Source organism: Streptomyces sp. Qhu_M48 (assembly GCF_051305195.1).
Lineage (GTDB): Bacteria > Actinomycetota > Actinomycetes > Streptomycetales > Streptomycetaceae > Streptomyces.
In genome coordinates this window covers 3,115,131-3,129,615 of the sequence record NZ_CP195432.1, presented here as the reverse complement: position 1 = coordinate 3,129,615, position 14,485 = coordinate 3,115,131, and the positions used below count along the sequence as shown (strand labels likewise).

The following is a 14,485-nucleotide window of genomic DNA, read 5'->3' as shown; positions in this document are numbered from 1 at the left end:
GGGTGGGAGCGGGCGCGGGACGGCCGGGCGCGGAGGTGTGACAGGGGGCCCGGGCGGGTCGCGGGGCCGTGCCACGCCCGCGTCGTCGGCGTTTACCGGCGCACAACCGGCGGTCAGGCGTTCCCATACCGCCGATCCGTACGTTTCTTCTCAGCCGGCGCAGCGACGCCGTCCAACAAGGAGGACGAACATGCCCGAGAACACGAACCCGAAGCCGATCGAGGACGAGGACATCGAGGTCGTGGCGCACGGCGAGGACGAGGAGGCCGAGGCCGGCTGCATCGTCAACAACTCGAGCGACATCTCCTGACGCGACGCATCTCGACCTGAGTACCTCGCGGGCCACCCGGTTCTCGGCAGAACGTGCCAGGACCGGGGGGCCCGCGGCCACCTCACGCGGGCGCGGCACCATCCGCCGCCGCCCACCTGATCCCGAGGGAGCGCGCACGTCGTGAAGATCCTGCTCTGCCCGCTCAGCGACGGCGGCTACCTCTACCCGGCCCTCGCGGCCGGGCGTGAACTTCGGCGCCGGGGCCACCAGGTCAGCGTGCTGGCCAGGGCCGGCGCCGGGCCCGTCGTGGCCGGGGCCGGGCTGCCGGTGGCGACGGCGGAGGAGTTCGGCGGCCATCGGGCGTTCTCCGCCACGTGGTGGGGGAAGACCGGTGCGGCGCAGTACCGGGCGACGCTGCGCGCGGCCCGGGAGGCGGGGGCCGATCTGCTGGTCACCTCCGTGCTCTGCAACGGCGCCCTGCTCGCCGCCGAGACGCTGGACATCCCGGTGGTCGTGATCGGGCTCTCGGTCCATCTGTGGGACTACCGGAGGGGCGGCGAAGGGGAGCCGCGCCTGGGCAGGACCCGGGAGAGCCGGACCCTCGACTGCCTGCGGATCCACGCCGAGACGCGGGAGGAGACGGGTCTGGCGGGCCGTGCCTCCCGGTGGGCGGACAGCCCGCTGTACGGTGAGGCGCTGCTGCTCCGCGGGGATCCGGCCCTGGAGTACCCGGGTGCGGAACTCCCCGAGCGGGTCCGGCACGTGGGACCGCTGGCCTGGGAGCCGGCTCCCGGCCCGGGTGAGGTCGAGGCGGTGGCGGATCGGCTGGCCCGGTCCGGCAAGCCCGTCGTCTACGTCCATCTGGGCCGCTTCTTCGGGGGCGGGAGCCTGTGGCCGCGACTCAACGAGGCGTTCACCGGCGGCCGGTTCCAGGCCGTGGTCGAGCAGGGCCGGTCCACGGACCCGCGGCCCGCTCCCGGCGCTGACGTCCTGCTCGTGCGCAAGCCCTGGATGGGTCCGCTGGTCGACCGGTCCACGATGGTGCTCGCCAACGGCACCTCCGCCCCCGTGCTGGCCGCCCTGCTGCGCGGCCGTCCCCTCGCGCTCTCGCCCAACGGATCCGAGCAGCCGCTGCTCACCGGCGCCTGCGTGCGGGCCGGCGTGGCCGTGCGCGACCCGAAGACCCCGTCCGTGGAGCTGTCGGCGCTGCTGGAGTCGGTGGGGCGCGACGACTCCCTGCGGACCCGCGCGCGTGCCCTCGGCGGCGGGCTCGCCGCCGGGAACAGCGCCGCGCGCGCGGCCGACATCGTCGAGCGGGTGGCCCAGGCCTCCGCACCCCCGAAGGAGGACCATGAGTACGCGATCAGTCGGCCTCGATGAGGCCGTGGCGAGTCTGTCCGCGGGTACGCGGCGGTGGATCGCGGCGCGGGCGGGGTACCTCGACTCGCCCGCCGGCCACGCCGACCTGCCGGTCACCCCACGCGTCAAGGCCCTCCTGCAACTCGCGCTCCTGCGCCGTTCATGGAGCAAGGCCGGACCGGCGGACGCCGCCCTCGGCGACGTCACCGAGCTGGTCGAACGGGCCCTGCAGCGACCGGACTTCCCGCATCTGCTGACCCTCGACCGGAGATACGCCCGGCAGTTCGAGCTGATGTACGCGGCGCTGACCCCCGCCGGAGCCGTCACCGACGGCCCCCGCACGGTCCTCGCCCGGTCGGCGGCCGACGGCTACCTCGCGCCGCGCGGGAAGTCCCCGTACGTCCATCTGGAGGCCCGGTACTACGCCGATCTCGCGGGCGCCGAGCACCGGTTCGCCTCGTACGAGGAGTTGTACGCGGCCAGCCTGCCCGCCCGGGCCGCCACGCTGCCCGTGGCCGACCTGGACGTCTGCGTGGTCGCGCACACCGTCTTCTACCTCAGCGACTTCGGCCTCCGTGACCCCGGCCTGACCGAGGACGCCCGGGAGCAGGCGCTCCAGGTGGTGGAGCGGCTCACCCACCACTGTGTGGGCCTCGGCGAATGGGACCTCGTCGGCAAGCTCGTGCTCGCCCAGTACTGCCTGGGCGCCGATCCCCTGCGTACGCCCTCCGGGGCGGCCGGCATCCGGATGCTCGCGGAGGTCCAGGCGCCCGACGGCGCGATCCCCGGCAAGTCCGTCGTCCGGCGTGCCCCGGCGGACGCGACGCCCGTCGACTACTTCCGGAAGTCCTACCAGGCGACCCTCGTCACGGCCCTGGCGACGCTCGTCGTCGGCGCCGGCCGGGCCTGCGGGGTCTCCACCACAGCGGCATCGGCAGCGCGGGAGACGCGATGAGCATCGACCAGGCGACAGCCGTGGACCAGACGGCGGGCATCGGACAGGCGGCGGCCATGGACCAGGCGGCGGGCGTCGCCCCGGATGCGGGCACCGGACAGGCGAGCGCCATAGCCCGCGTGCCGGGCCCCGAGGACGTGTCGACGACCGGGCCCACCGCGCTCGCGGCGGCCGGAGCGCGTCTCCTCCGGGGCGAGCGGAACTGGTGGTTCCTCGGCCCGGGCGGGGTCGCCCGGCTCGGCGACCGGCACGTCACCGCCGACGGAGGCCTGTACCCCGAGGCGGAGCAACGGCTTCGCCAGAGCGGCATGTTCGCCCCCGCCCGGGTCCATGCCTACGCGCTCACCGTCCTCACCAGCACCCACTGCAACCTGGGCTGCGGGTACTGCTTCCAGAACACCGCCCAGGACCTGGCGGGCGGCAGCCGGCCGCCCCGGATCGCCCGGACCCGCCTGAGCTCGGAGACGATCACCTCGATCCTCGGCTTCACCGAACGGCAGATGGCCGCCGCCGGTCTGGCGAAGCTGAGGATCCTGCTCTTCGGGGGAGAGCCCCTGCTCAACCCGCGCGGCTGCGTGGAACTCCTGGAGCGCGCCGCGGAGATCGCGCCGACCTCCGCCTGGATGATCTCCAACGCCACCCTGCTCACCCCGTCGCTGGCCCGGCGCCTCACCGACCGCGGGCTGACGTCCGTCCAGGTCACCTTCGACGGCGACCGGGACGACCACGACCGGATCCGGGTCGGCAGGGCGGACGGCAGCGGGACCTTCGACAAGATCGTCCGCAACATCGTCAGGGCCTCCGAGGCCACGCCGATCCGGTGGACGCTGCGGGTGAACGTCTCCCAGGAGACCTTCCACGGGGTCGACGCCCTGGTCGACCGGCTCGGGGCCGCCCTCGACCCCGCGCGGTGCACGCTGTACTTCGCCCGGATCGGCGACGTGGGCGTGGGATACGCCAACAGCCTCCTGCACACCGGGGAGCTCTCGGCCGCCTTCACCCGGTGGCAGCGCCGGGCGCTCGGACTCGGCTTCACCGTGAGCCGCCCCGGCGGCAGGAAGACCTGTGTCACCTGCGGTCACGCCGACGGCCGCTACGGCGCCGTCGTGAGCGCGGACGGGACGCTGGCCAGCTGCTGGGAGACCGCGGGCAAGCCCGACTGGGAGGTCGGCACGGTCACCGACGGCTACCTGCCCAGCGCGGTGACCGGCGACCGGTGGATCGCCTGCCAGGACCTGTACAGCTACGACGAGGACGCGCGGACCCTCGCCCGGTTCCGCGACACCGTCGACACGGCCCTGCTCGACCACCTGCACGAGACGGGGCGCCTGTAGCCATGCCCTCTCCCCTGGAGCAGCTCTCCGCCGGCGCGCTCGGCTGGCTGGGAAGGAACCTCGACCACTTCGACCCGTTCTCGGCGAGCGCCCCGGCGGCCACGCACGGAAAGGCGAAGGCTGCGCTGGAACTGGCGCTGCTCTGCCACCGCGCGGGCGGCCCGAACGGCACCCCGGAGGCGCTGGGCGGGGCGACGGCCCTGGTACGGAAGCTCTGGCAGGACCCGGACCTCCCCCGGCTCTTCGACGACGTGCCCGGGTACGCCTCCACGTACGGCCTGATCTACGCCGCGCTGGCCCCCGACGGGATCGACGACACACAGTGCCGGGGCGCGCTCGCACGGCTGGACCCCGCCTTCCTCTCGCCGCGGGGGAAGTCGGCGTACCGGCGCGTCGAGATCCGCTACTACGCGGACAAGGCCGGTGTGCGCCACACCGTCGAGCCGTACGCCGAACTCCTCCCGCGGAGCCCGCTCGTCGCCTTCCGCGCCGCGGAGCCCGAGGGGGAGGCGATCGCGGCGGACGCGGCACCGGGGAGCGGCACGCGGACGCCGGAGAGCACGGCACCGCTCACGACCCCGCAGGCGTACGCCCTGACGCACACCGCCTTCTATCTGGGCGACTTCGGCCGCGCCGCCACCGGCCTGGCGGAGGACGTCCTCTCCCCCGCGCGGGAGCTGGTCGACCAGATGCTGCTCCACTGCGTCGCGCACGACCGGTGGGACCTGGCGGCGGAGCTCGTCCTCACCCAGTTCATCCTGGGCGTCGATCCGCTGCGGACGTCCTCGGGCGCGGCGGCGGTGGAGTGTCTCGTACGGGCCCAGCGGCCCGACGGGGCGATTCCGGCACGGTCCGCGGCACTCACGGCGCCCCCGTCCACGACGGGCGGCGCGTTCTTCCGCAAGGCGTACCACACGACCCTGGTGACCGCCCTCATGGCGTCCGTCGTCCCGTCGCCGAGGCCGTCATGACACCACGCCTCACGCTCATCAACCCCGACTACACCCGGCTCTGGTTCGGCCAGGCCGTCTCGTCCGTCGGTGACGCCGTCTTCAGCACCACGCTGGTGCTGTGGGTGGCCACCGTGCTGGCGAAGGACGAGGCGTGGGCGCCGATGGCGGTGAGCGGCGTCCTGATGGCGTCGAGCGTCGCCGTCCTGGTCATCGGCCCGCTCGCGGGCGTGTTCGTCGACCGCTGGGACAAGCTCCGCACCCTGCTCGGCACCGAGGTGCTCCGCGGCGGGCTCGTGGCCCTGCTGACCGTCGTCTCCTTCCTGCCGGCCGACGCCCTCCCGGCGGGCGCCTGGCTCGGCGTCGTCTACGCGACCGTGCTGCTGCTGCACGCGGCGGGCCAGTTCTTCTCCCCCGCGCGCTTCGCGATCCTCGCGGACCTCGTGACGGGTGAGGCCGACCGTGCCCGGGCGGCCGGTATCGCGCAGGCGACCGGGGAGACGGCCTGGATCATCGGCCCGCCGCTCGCCGCGCCGCTGCTGTTCACCGCCGGCCTGCAGTGGGCCCTGCTCTTCAACGCGCTGACCTACGCGGTGTCGTACGTGGCCATCCGGTCCATCGGGATACGCGCGACGGCCGCGGGCACGACCCGGCCGGGCGGCACCAGGAAGTCCACCGGCAAGCGACAGGGCGGGCTGCGCGCGGAGTTCGTGGCCGGTGTGCGCTTCTTCGCGCGGAGCAGGTTCCTGGTCGCGCTCCTCCTGATCGCCGTCATCGGCCAGTTCGGGATCGGGGCGCTGAGCACGCTCAACGTCTTCTTCACCACCGACAACCTCCACGCCTCCGCCCATCTCTACGGATACATCGGCATGGCCATGGGAGCGGGCGGCATCACCGGGGCGCTGTGCGCGGGCCGGGTGGTGGAGTGGCTCGGGGCACGGCGGAGCACCTGGGTCAGCCTGCTGGTGAGCGGCGTGCTCCTGGTCGCCTACTCGCGCCAGTCCGGCTTCCTCGGCGGCGTCGCCCTGCTCTTCGTCTTCGCCGTTCCGCTCACGGTGCTGAACACCGCGATGGCACCGCTGCTGCTCGCGGCGGCGCCCCCGGACTTCCGGGGGCGGGTGATGGCCGTGTTCTATCCGGTGACGAAGCTGGCGTCGATGCTCGCCGCGGTCCTCTCCGGCTGGCTCGCCGGCTCCGTGCTGCGGGACGTGGCGGGCTCCGTGGGCGGCGTCCGGTTCGGACCCATCGACACGATCTTCGCGGTGTCCGGGGCGGTCGTCGTCCTGGCCGGCGTCTACGCCTGGCTCGCCCTGCCCGGCACGGAGACGGCCGAGGAGACCGGCACGGAATCCGGCACGGAGACCGGTGCGGGGGCCGAGGCGAAGGGCGGTGTCGGGCACGAGGCGGAGGCGGGCGTGGAGGCCGACGTGGAGGCCGGTTCCGGGGCCGACGTGGAGGCCGACCTGGAGGCCGACGTCCGAGCCCATGCGTCGCATACCGGTTCCGAACCCCCGGCCGACCGTTCCCCAACCGAGGGTCCGTAGGTTCGCGCCGAGGCGGCGCGACCGACGCCGTCGACCGAGGAGGACGGACATGCCCGAGCCCACGAACCTGGAGCCGGCCGAGAGCGAGGACCTCGAAGTCGTCGCCCACAGCGACGAGGAGGAACTCGCCGCCTGCGTGATCAACCGTTCCAACGACCTCTGACGCGTTGACCGGGCGCCTCGCGCCCCCAGCGGCGAGCGGGCCCCGGCCGTCGGCAGTTCGTGCCGACAGCCGGGGCCCGCCTCCACCGTCCGCCCCACCACGACCGAGGGAGCCCGAGTGACCACCGACGCCCGACCGACACGGCGCCAGTACCCGCACGCGGAGCGGCAGGACGTCGTCCAGGAGCTCCACGGGCTGCGCGTCCCCGACCCGTACCGCTGGCTGGAGCACGCCGGGTCCGCCGCGACGATCCGCTGGAGCGCGGAGCAGGAGACCCTCTACGCGGCGGAGCGCACGTCCTGGCCCGGGCTGGAGCGGTGGGAGGCGGAGGTGGCGGCGCTCAACTCCGTCGACCGCGTCTGGTCGCCCAAGGTGCGCGGCGACAGGGTCTTCTGGCTGCGCCAGGACGCCGGCCGGGAGCATCCCGTGCTCGTGGTGGCCGGGGCCGGGGCGGGCACGGCGGAGCGGGTGCTGCTCGACCCCGGAGCCCTCGACCCGTCGGGACGGACGGTGCTCGACTCCTGGGAACCCTCCGTGGAGGGCGATCTGCTGGCCTTCCAGGTGTCCCGGGACGGCACGGAGGACTCGGTGCTGCGGGTGCTCGACGTGGCCACCGGGGCGGTGGTCGACGGGCCCGTGGACCGCGTGCGGAAGTCGTCGATCGGCTGGTTGCCCGGGGGCGGGGCCTTCTACTACGTCCGCTACCTGGACCCGCGGCTGCACCCGGGCGAGGAGCGCTACCACCGCAGGGTCCAGCTGCACCGGCTCGGGACGGCACCCGAGACGGACGCCGTGGTCTTCGGGGAGGGGCGGGACAGAACGGAGTTCTACAGCGTCTCCGTGACCGCCGACGGCCGCTGGCTCGCCGTGACGGCCACTCTCGGCACCGGCCGCGGCACCGACCTCCACCTGGCCGACCTGGCCACGGGCCCGCTCGACCGCCCGGCGCTCCGGCCGGTCCAGGAGGGCAGGGTCGCCGCCACCCGCCTGCACGTGGTGCCCGGCACCGGTCCGGGAGACCTGGTGTGGCTGCGTACCGACCGCGACGCCGCCCGGGGGCGCGTCGTCGCGTGCCGGCCCGCCGAACTCCACCTGGGGCCCGGCGCCTGGCGCGAAGTGGTCCCCGAACGGCCCGGCGCGGTCCTCACCCACCTGGTCGTGCTCTCGGGTCCCGAGCTGAAGCACCCGCTCGGGCTGGCCGCCTGGACCCGCGACACGGTGGCCGAGGTGACCGTGCACGACCTGGTCGAGGGCCGGCAGGTGGCCACGGTCCCGCTGCCCGGCACCGGCGCGGTGGGCGACTTCACGGCCGGGCCGCCCGGCGGTCACGAGGCCTGGTTCGCGTACACCGACTTCGTCACGGCGCCCCGGGTGCTCCGCTTCGACGCGCGCACGCTGCGCGTGACGCGCTGGGAACGCGACGCCCCGGACACCCGCGCGGTCGGCGGTGCGGTGACCCGCCAGGTCGCCTTCCCCTCGCGGGACGGGACGACGGTACGGATGTTCGTGATCTCCCCGGCCGGGCGCCCCGACCGTCCCCGCCCGGCCCTGCTGACCGGGTACGGCGGCTTCGGCCGCACCATGTCCCCCCGGTACCGCGCCCAGGTGCTCGCCTGGGTCCGGGCCGGCGGAGTGTTCGCCTGGGCGGGGCTGCGCGGCGGCGGCGAGGAGGGCGAGGCCTGGCACCGGGCGGGCAGCGGGGAGCACAAGCAGAACACGTTCGACGACTTCGCCGCCGCCGCCGACCGGCTGCTCGCGGACGGCTGGACCGAGCCCGGCGGACTCGCGGTCATGGGCGGTTCCAACGGCGGACTGCTCGTCGGCGCGGCCCTCACCCAGCAGCCGGAGAAGTACGCCGCCGTGGTGTGCATGGCCCCGCTCCTCGACATGGTCCGCTACGAACTGTCCGGCCTCGGCCCCAGCTGGACTCCCGAGTACGGCAGCGCCCAGGACCCCGCACGACTGCCGACGCTGCTCGGCTACTCCCCCTACCACCGCGTCACGCCGGGGACCGCGTACCCGGCGGTGCTGCTGACCGCCGCGGACGGTGACACCCGGACCGATCCGCTGCACGCCCGCAAGATGTGCGCCGCGCTGCAGCACGCCACGTCCGGTGACGGGCCGGTCCTGCTCCGGCTGGAGCGCGGTGTGGGGCACGGCGAACGCTCGGCGTCCCGCGCGGTGGCGCTCCAGGCCGAGTGCCTCGCCTTCCTGGCCTCCCGGGTGGGCCTCCCCGCCCCGGAGCGCCCCGGCCCCGCGTCCCCCTGAACCGCCGGCTCCGGCCGCCCGACGGGGGTGGGCGGCCGGGGCCGGCGAAGGGGCGCCGGGCGGCCCTCGGCGCTTGACCCTTCGCGCCGGACGCCGAACACGCCCGACGCCCCCGCCCGACACCCTTCGCGTCCGGCGCCAGGCGCCCTGTGCGTTCGGCGTCAGGCGCGCTTCACACTCGCTGTGCGGCGCCAGGCGCCTGGGTGTTCGGCGTCCGGCGCCAGGCGCCCCTCGCCCGCCGCCTCCGGACCTCAGCCGGCGGTCAGGACCGGGGCTCCGTGCCACGCGCCGCGCGCGTACAGCCGTATCAGGTGCGGCATCTCGTACTGGGCGGCGTGCGCCACGACCTCGCCGCCCGGTGAGGTCACCATCCCGGCGTCGATGAGCGCCTCCACCACCCGTACGGCGTGCCGCTCGTCGCACCCCAGGGCCTCCGCCGCCTCGGTGAGACCGAACGGCCCGTCCCCCGTGCCCGCGGCCAGCCGTCCCGCGTCCCGGCCGCACTCCTCCGGCAGCGCCTCCCAGCCGCGGTCCAGCCATCGCCGTACGGACACGTCTCCCGAGGTCAGTTCGTCCAGGGCTCCTTCGGGGTCGGCGAGCCGGTCCGCGAACTCCCGCAGCGGTACGTGGCGGAGCACGGCGAGCCGCATGCCGCTCACCCGGACCGCCAGCGGCGACCCGCCGCACGCGCGCACGATGCGCAGCGCGGCCTCCCGGTCCGCCCGCACGCGCGGCAGGCCGACCAGCCCGGCGAGCAGTTGCACGGCCTCGGCGGTGCCCAGCGGCGGGACGGAGACCCGGTGGACGGGTGCGAGACCGCCCAGTTGGCCGCGTGCGGTGAGCAGCACCCTGCTCCGCCCGCCGCACGGCAGCAGCGGCCGTACGGCGCTCTCCTCGGGCACGTCGTCCAGGATCACCAGCACGCGGTGTTCCGCCAGCCACTCGCGCCACGCGCCGGGCCCGGAGAACCCGGGCCGGCCGGTGCGTTCGCCGAGCTCCGCGAGCACGTCGGTCAGGGGGCGCGGACAGCCGTCCGCGCCCCGCAGGGAGACACAGAGCCGTCCGTCGGTGAACCGGCCGCCGAGCAGATGGGCGGCCCGCACCGCCAGCGTGGTCTTCCCGGCCCCGGCCGGTCCGGACAGCAGCACGACGCCACCGGGGCCGCTGTCCTCCATCAGGTCCAGCAGGTGGCGCAGTTCCTCGCCGTGCCCGGTGAAGTCCACGAGGTCGGGGGGCAGGGAGGCCTCGGCGGCGCTCTCCTTCCCCCGGCCCGCGCCGCCCCCGGCCGGAGCGCCCGGCGCGACCGCTCCGGCCGGCCCGGACGGCCCGACGCGTCCGGCCTGAGCGGCCGGGGAGGCCGGGGAGGCCGGGGCGACCTGGGCGTCACCCGCGAGGATCGCCCGGTAGCGGGCCGCCATGGCGGCGCTCGGCTCCAAGCCGAGTTCCCGGGCGAGGAGCTGCCGGTAGTCGTCGTACACCGCGAGCGCCTCCGGCTGTCGGCCGGAGCCGCTGAGCGCGCGCATCCAGGCGGACCGGAGCCGCTCCCTCAGCGGGTGCCGCTCGACCAGGTCGCTCAGCCCCTCCACGACCAACGGCGCACCCCCCAGTTCCAGCTCCGCCTCCGCCCAGCTCTCGTACGCCGTCAGATGGCGCAGCCAGAGCCGCTCGGCCTCCTCCGCCAGCCGGGGCGACTGCCGCAGGTCGTCACCGAGCGGCGGACCCTGCCACAGGTCGAGGGCCTGCCGCAGGAGCCGGGCGGCCGGGCCGGGCGGCTGCCCCTCGGCGGCCCGCACGAGGGAGCGGAACGCCAGGAGGTCGAACTCGTCCTCCGCCACGCGCAGGACGTATCCGCCCCCGGTGTGGACGAGCCGCGGCCGCTCCCGCTCGTCCTCCGCGAACAGCGCGCGCAGGGCGCTGACGTACACCTGGATGTTCTTGCGGGCCGTACGAGGGGGCTCCTCCGGCCAGACCGCGTCGGTCAACGCGTCGACGGACACCGGCGCGTTGGCGGAGCCGAGCAGCATCGCGAGGACGATGCGCTGCTTCAACGGCCCGATGTTCAGGGCCTGTTCGTCCCGGTGGACCGCGAGCGGGCCGAGGACCGAGAACCGGAGCGTGCCGGGTGACGCGGCGGGTGGCGCGGACGGACGCGGCATCGGGCGAACCTCCGGATGGTGACGGGAGTGGGTCGGTCCGCTCGATGATCCGACCCCCGCCCCCCTCCACACATCGGTACCGGACCCGCACAGTTCCCTCACCGACGAGCGCGCCCTGGGGGCCCGGACCCCCATGCCGACGGGGACCTCCCCCACTCCGGCCCCGCCGGGCCCCCATACAACCCCCGTTCCGGCAGGCGGCGGCCCGGACGGCTCGGACGGCTCGCCGCCTCAGGCCGGCGAGGCCCGCGGGGAGGCGCCGGACGGGTCCTGGTCCTCCGCCCGCTCCGCCGACAGCGCGCACAGCGCCGAGCGGTCCGCGCAACCGGTCTTCGCCATCAGGTTCGCCATGTGCTTCTCCACCGTCCGGGGCGAGATGCACAGGCGCCGGGCGATCTGCTGGTTGCCGGGCCGCTCCGGGAGCAGGACGAACACCTCGTACTCGCGCGGGGTGACGCCCGCGGTGCGCAGCTCCGCGGGGATCCGCTCCCGGCCGCCCCTGCGCTGCGGGACGCTCATCCCCGCCTGCCGCAGGACGGCCCGGCAGGCACCGGCCACCGGCTGCACGCCCGCCTCGTGGAAGTACTCCTCCGCCTGCCGCAGCCAGGCGACCGGCTCGCCCCAGGAGTCGTGGAGCGCGGCCTCCGCGGTCAGCCGCAGGGCGAGGTGCCAGGCCTGCGGGAACACCGCCGCCGCCGCGCGACCGGTCTCCTCCACGGCGCGCCGGGCGCCTTCCGGGTCGCCGTCCCGGCCGCGTAGCACCGCGTCCGCCATGCCGAGGAACATCCGGTTCCAGGCCAGCTGCGCGCCGGGCGAGGCGAGCGCCTCCCGGTACGCCTCACGGCCCGCGTCCTGACCGCCGTGATCACCCCGGGGGTGTCGGTCGCCGTCGAGGATCCGCAGCAGGGGGCGGAGCCCGTAGCGGCCACTGAGGTAGAAGAAGCTCGGGTGCTCCCGCTCCCAGGCCAGGGCCGCGTCGAGCTCCGCGTTCGCCCGCGCCCTGTCCTCCGCCATCAACGCGCCCACGGCCTGACACAGTCCGCGCTGCAGGGGCACGAGCATCGACTCCTCGCCGCCCGCCCGGCGGAACCGGGCGAGGGCCCGCTCCTGCTCACGGACCCGGCCCTGGTGGGCCGCGAGCGTGGCGTCGACGAGCAGCAGATAGCGGTGGGCCGACAGGTTCTGGAGGCGTGCGCTGGCCTCCACGGACCGCTCGGCGATCTCCCGGGCCCGCTCCCAGCGCCCGCCCAGCACGCTCTGCATGGCGAGCAGTCCGTCCACGGTCTGGAGCACGGCAAGGGAGCCGAGTTCGTACGCCGCCGCGCGTGCGGTCTCCAGCTGGGTCGCCTCTCCGGTCCGCATGAACGCGTTGGTGCCGAGCCGTACGAGCGCCTCGGCGCGGCTCACCGCCAGCCGGTGCTTCTCGGCGACCGCGAGCATCCGCACCAGGCAGGCGTCGGCCTCGTCGAAACCGCGCTCCCGGGACAGCAGGGCGAGCAGTTGCCAGGCCTGACAGGCCACGACGGGGCGGCCACGTTGCTCGGCCGTGAGCGCGGCGCTCCTGGCGGAACGTTCCGCCTCCCTCAACCGCTCACGCCCGTCACGACCCCTGTCACGCCCCCCGTCACGACTGCCGGAACCGATACCGAAGGCCTGACCGCGCCGCCCGGCGCCTCCGTCACCCCCGGCGTCTCCGTCACCCCCCTCGTGTCCGTCGCCTCCGTCACCCCCGTGGCCTCGGTCGCCCTCCGGGCCGCCGTGGTCGTCCTGACCGCCGCGGCCGCCCGGACGGTCCCGACCGTCCCGCTCCGGCAGCAGCGCGAGATGGCCCTCGACCACCACGAGCGCCGCCTCCTGCTCCGGACGTGGGGCCGCCCCGAGCAGCGCTCGGGCCGCCCGGATCCGGCGGCGCGCCTCCTCCTGCCGCTCCGCCATGGTCGCGACCCACGCGACCTGCGTGTGCGCCTGGGCCCGCTCCTCCGCCGCCCGCGAACCGGCGGGCGCCGGCGGGAGGTCGTCAAGCAGTCCGGCGGCCTCGTCGAGCCGGCCCGACTCCGCCTGGGCGATGGCCAGTTGCACCGTGATGTCGTCGCGCTCCCCGCCGGAGGACAGCCCCCGGGCGCGTTCGAGGAGTACGGCGGCCGAGCCCGACGCACCGGCGTCCAGCATCTGCCGCCCGACCTGGGCGAACTGCCGTGAGGCCGCCGCCTTGTCGCCCGCCGCGAGGCGCAGCGTGGCCACCAGCTGGCTCTGCTCGCCGGAGAGTTCCTCGGCGCACTCCTCGATGGCCGAGGCGGCGCGCCGGGCCAGCGCGGCCTGTTCGGCGGGCGGCAGGGAGGCCCTGAGGGCGTCCGCCGTGAGCACGTGCCGGAAGGTGTAGTGGTCGTGGGCGGCTCCGTCCGGGGCGATGATCCCCGCCTCGGAGGCCGACCGGAGGTGGGAGAAGAGCGCGCGGTCGTCGAAGCCGGTCACCGCTCTGAGCGCTCCGACGGAGAACCGGCCGCCGAGGGTCGCCGCGATGAGCAGCAGTTCGCGCACCGGCTCGTCGAGCCGGCCGAGCCGGCGCGCCCAGCTGCGGACGGCGCCCGTGGGCACCGTCGCCTCGCCGTGCTCGGCGAGGAGCCACCCGTCGTCGGCCCTGCTCAGCCGTCCCATGTCCAGCAGGTCGGCCAGAAGCACCTCGACCAGGTACGGGTTCCCGCCCGCCCGTTCCGAGAGGTGCCGATGTGCGGCCGGGGGCACCTCACCCGGTCCGGCGTCCAGGCAGGCGTCCACCATGCTCCGCACGGCGGCCTCGTCGAGCGGCTCCAACTCCCTTAACGACGCGGTGCCGCGGAGTTCGGCGGCCAGCGCGAGGTCCATCGCCGGGCCGGGGTCCGGCCGGAGGGTGCCGACCAGCAGGACCGGCAGGTCCGCCACGTTGTCGACGACGTACTCGACGACCGCGATGGTCTCGGTGTCGGAGTCGTGGAGGTCCTCGAGGAGGATCACGCATCCCCGCTCGCGGCCGAGCACCGCCAGCAGCCTCAGCAGCGCCTCGGCCAGCTCGACGAGGGAGATCGCGTAGCCGGGCGCCGTCGCGGTGGCCCGCCACTCCGGCACCAGGCCGGCCAACGCGGGCCGGTAGGGGTCGAGTTCCGGATCGTCCGGCGCGCCGGCGGCGCGGAACCGCGACGACAGCGCCTCGACGAGCGGCCGGAAGGGCACGACGAGCCCGGTGGACGTGGCGCGGCCGCGCAGCACCGGCACGTCCCGGTCGTACGCCCGGAGCGCGCACTCGCCGGCCAGCCGGGACTTGCCGATACCCGCCTCGCCGACCAGGAACACCGCCCGTCCGGAGCCCCTCCGCACGCTCTCCAGGGCCTCGTCCAGCACCCCGATCTCGGCGTCCCGCCCCACTATGACCGACGATGTCGCTCGCATGGGCGCAGGCTACTTGAACCTTTTCGCGCGCGGCAGTGGGCCGGGGACCACCCCGGCCCACT

At 75.3% G+C, this 14,485-nt stretch carries 8 protein-coding genes; 6 read left to right on the top strand and 2 right to left on the bottom strand.

What is annotated here, in order from left to right:
* Positions 1–451: 451 nt before the first annotated feature.
* From ACRRSS_RS14350 to ACRRSS_RS14325, 6 genes are all read left to right on the top strand, one after another.
* Positions 452–1,651 carry a glycosyltransferase gene (locus tag ACRRSS_RS14350; RefSeq protein WP_435971595.1) on the top strand — a complete coding sequence of 400 codons (1,200 nt, stop codon included), beginning with the start codon at positions 452–454 and terminating at the stop codon, positions 1,649–1,651.
* Positions 1,623–2,585 (top strand): DUF6895 family protein, encoded by a 963-nt coding sequence (locus tag ACRRSS_RS14345; RefSeq protein ID WP_435971594.1) that lies wholly within the window; start codon positions 1,623–1,625, stop codon positions 2,583–2,585. Before ACRRSS_RS14350 ends, ACRRSS_RS14345 begins: the two co-directional genes overlap by 29 nt.
* On the top strand, positions 2,582–3,919 hold the full coding sequence (locus ACRRSS_RS14340; protein WP_435971593.1) for a radical SAM protein: 1,338 nt from the start codon (positions 2,582–2,584) through the stop codon (positions 3,917–3,919). The genes ACRRSS_RS14345 and ACRRSS_RS14340 overlap by 4 nt, the downstream gene beginning before the upstream one ends.
* A 2-nt stretch (positions 3,920–3,921) precedes the next feature.
* Positions 3,922–4,890, top strand: coding sequence for a DUF6895 family protein (locus ACRRSS_RS14335; RefSeq protein ID WP_435971592.1), 969 nt, complete (start codon positions 3,922–3,924; stop codon positions 4,888–4,890).
* Positions 4,887–6,413 (top strand): MFS transporter, encoded by a 1,527-nt coding sequence (locus ACRRSS_RS14330; RefSeq protein WP_435971591.1) that lies wholly within the window; start codon positions 4,887–4,889, stop codon positions 6,411–6,413. The genes ACRRSS_RS14335 and ACRRSS_RS14330 overlap by 4 nt, the downstream gene beginning before the upstream one ends.
* Before the next feature lie 280 nt (positions 6,414–6,693).
* Positions 6,694–8,844, top strand: a complete 2,151-nt coding sequence (locus tag ACRRSS_RS14325) for a prolyl oligopeptidase family serine peptidase (RefSeq protein WP_435971590.1) — start codon at positions 6,694–6,696, stop codon at positions 8,842–8,844.
* Positions 8,845–9,095: 251 nt separating this feature from the next.
* Here the strand turns inward: ACRRSS_RS14325 and ACRRSS_RS14320 are convergent, their stop codons facing one another.
* Both ACRRSS_RS14320 and ACRRSS_RS14315 read right to left on the bottom strand, forming a co-directional pair.
* The gene (locus tag ACRRSS_RS14320; RefSeq protein WP_435971589.1) at positions 9,096–11,000 is read right to left on the bottom strand and encodes a BTAD domain-containing putative transcriptional regulator; all 1,905 of its coding nucleotides are present in this window, start codon (positions 10,998–11,000) and stop codon (positions 9,096–9,098) included.
* A 231-nt stretch (positions 11,001–11,231) separates the two neighbouring features.
* Positions 11,232–14,423 carry a helix-turn-helix transcriptional regulator gene (locus ACRRSS_RS14315; protein ID WP_435971588.1) on the bottom strand — a complete coding sequence of 1,064 codons (3,192 nt, stop codon included), beginning with the start codon at positions 14,421–14,423 and terminating at the stop codon, positions 11,232–11,234.
* Between the last annotated feature and the right edge of the window lie 62 nt (positions 14,424–14,485).

Bases quoted from the DNA above. Each gene is read 5' to 3' on its own strand.
- ACRRSS_RS14315 (WP_435971588.1), bottom strand. From the start codon at position 14,423: ATGCGAGCGACATCGTCGGTCATAGTGGGGCGGGACGCCGAGATCGGG.
- ACRRSS_RS14320 (WP_435971589.1), bottom strand. From the start codon at position 11,000: ATGCCGCGTCCGTCCGCGCCACCCGCCGCGTCACCCGGCACGCTCCGG.
- ACRRSS_RS14340 (WP_435971593.1), top strand. From the start codon at position 2,582: ATGAGCATCGACCAGGCGACAGCCGTGGACCAGACGGCGGGCATCGGA.
- ACRRSS_RS14345 (WP_435971594.1), top strand. From the start codon at position 1,623: ATGAGTACGCGATCAGTCGGCCTCGATGAGGCCGTGGCGAGTCTGTCC.
- ACRRSS_RS14330 (WP_435971591.1), top strand. From the start codon at position 4,887: ATGACACCACGCCTCACGCTCATCAACCCCGACTACACCCGGCTCTGG.
- ACRRSS_RS14335 (WP_435971592.1), top strand. From the start codon at position 3,922: ATGCCCTCTCCCCTGGAGCAGCTCTCCGCCGGCGCGCTCGGCTGGCTG.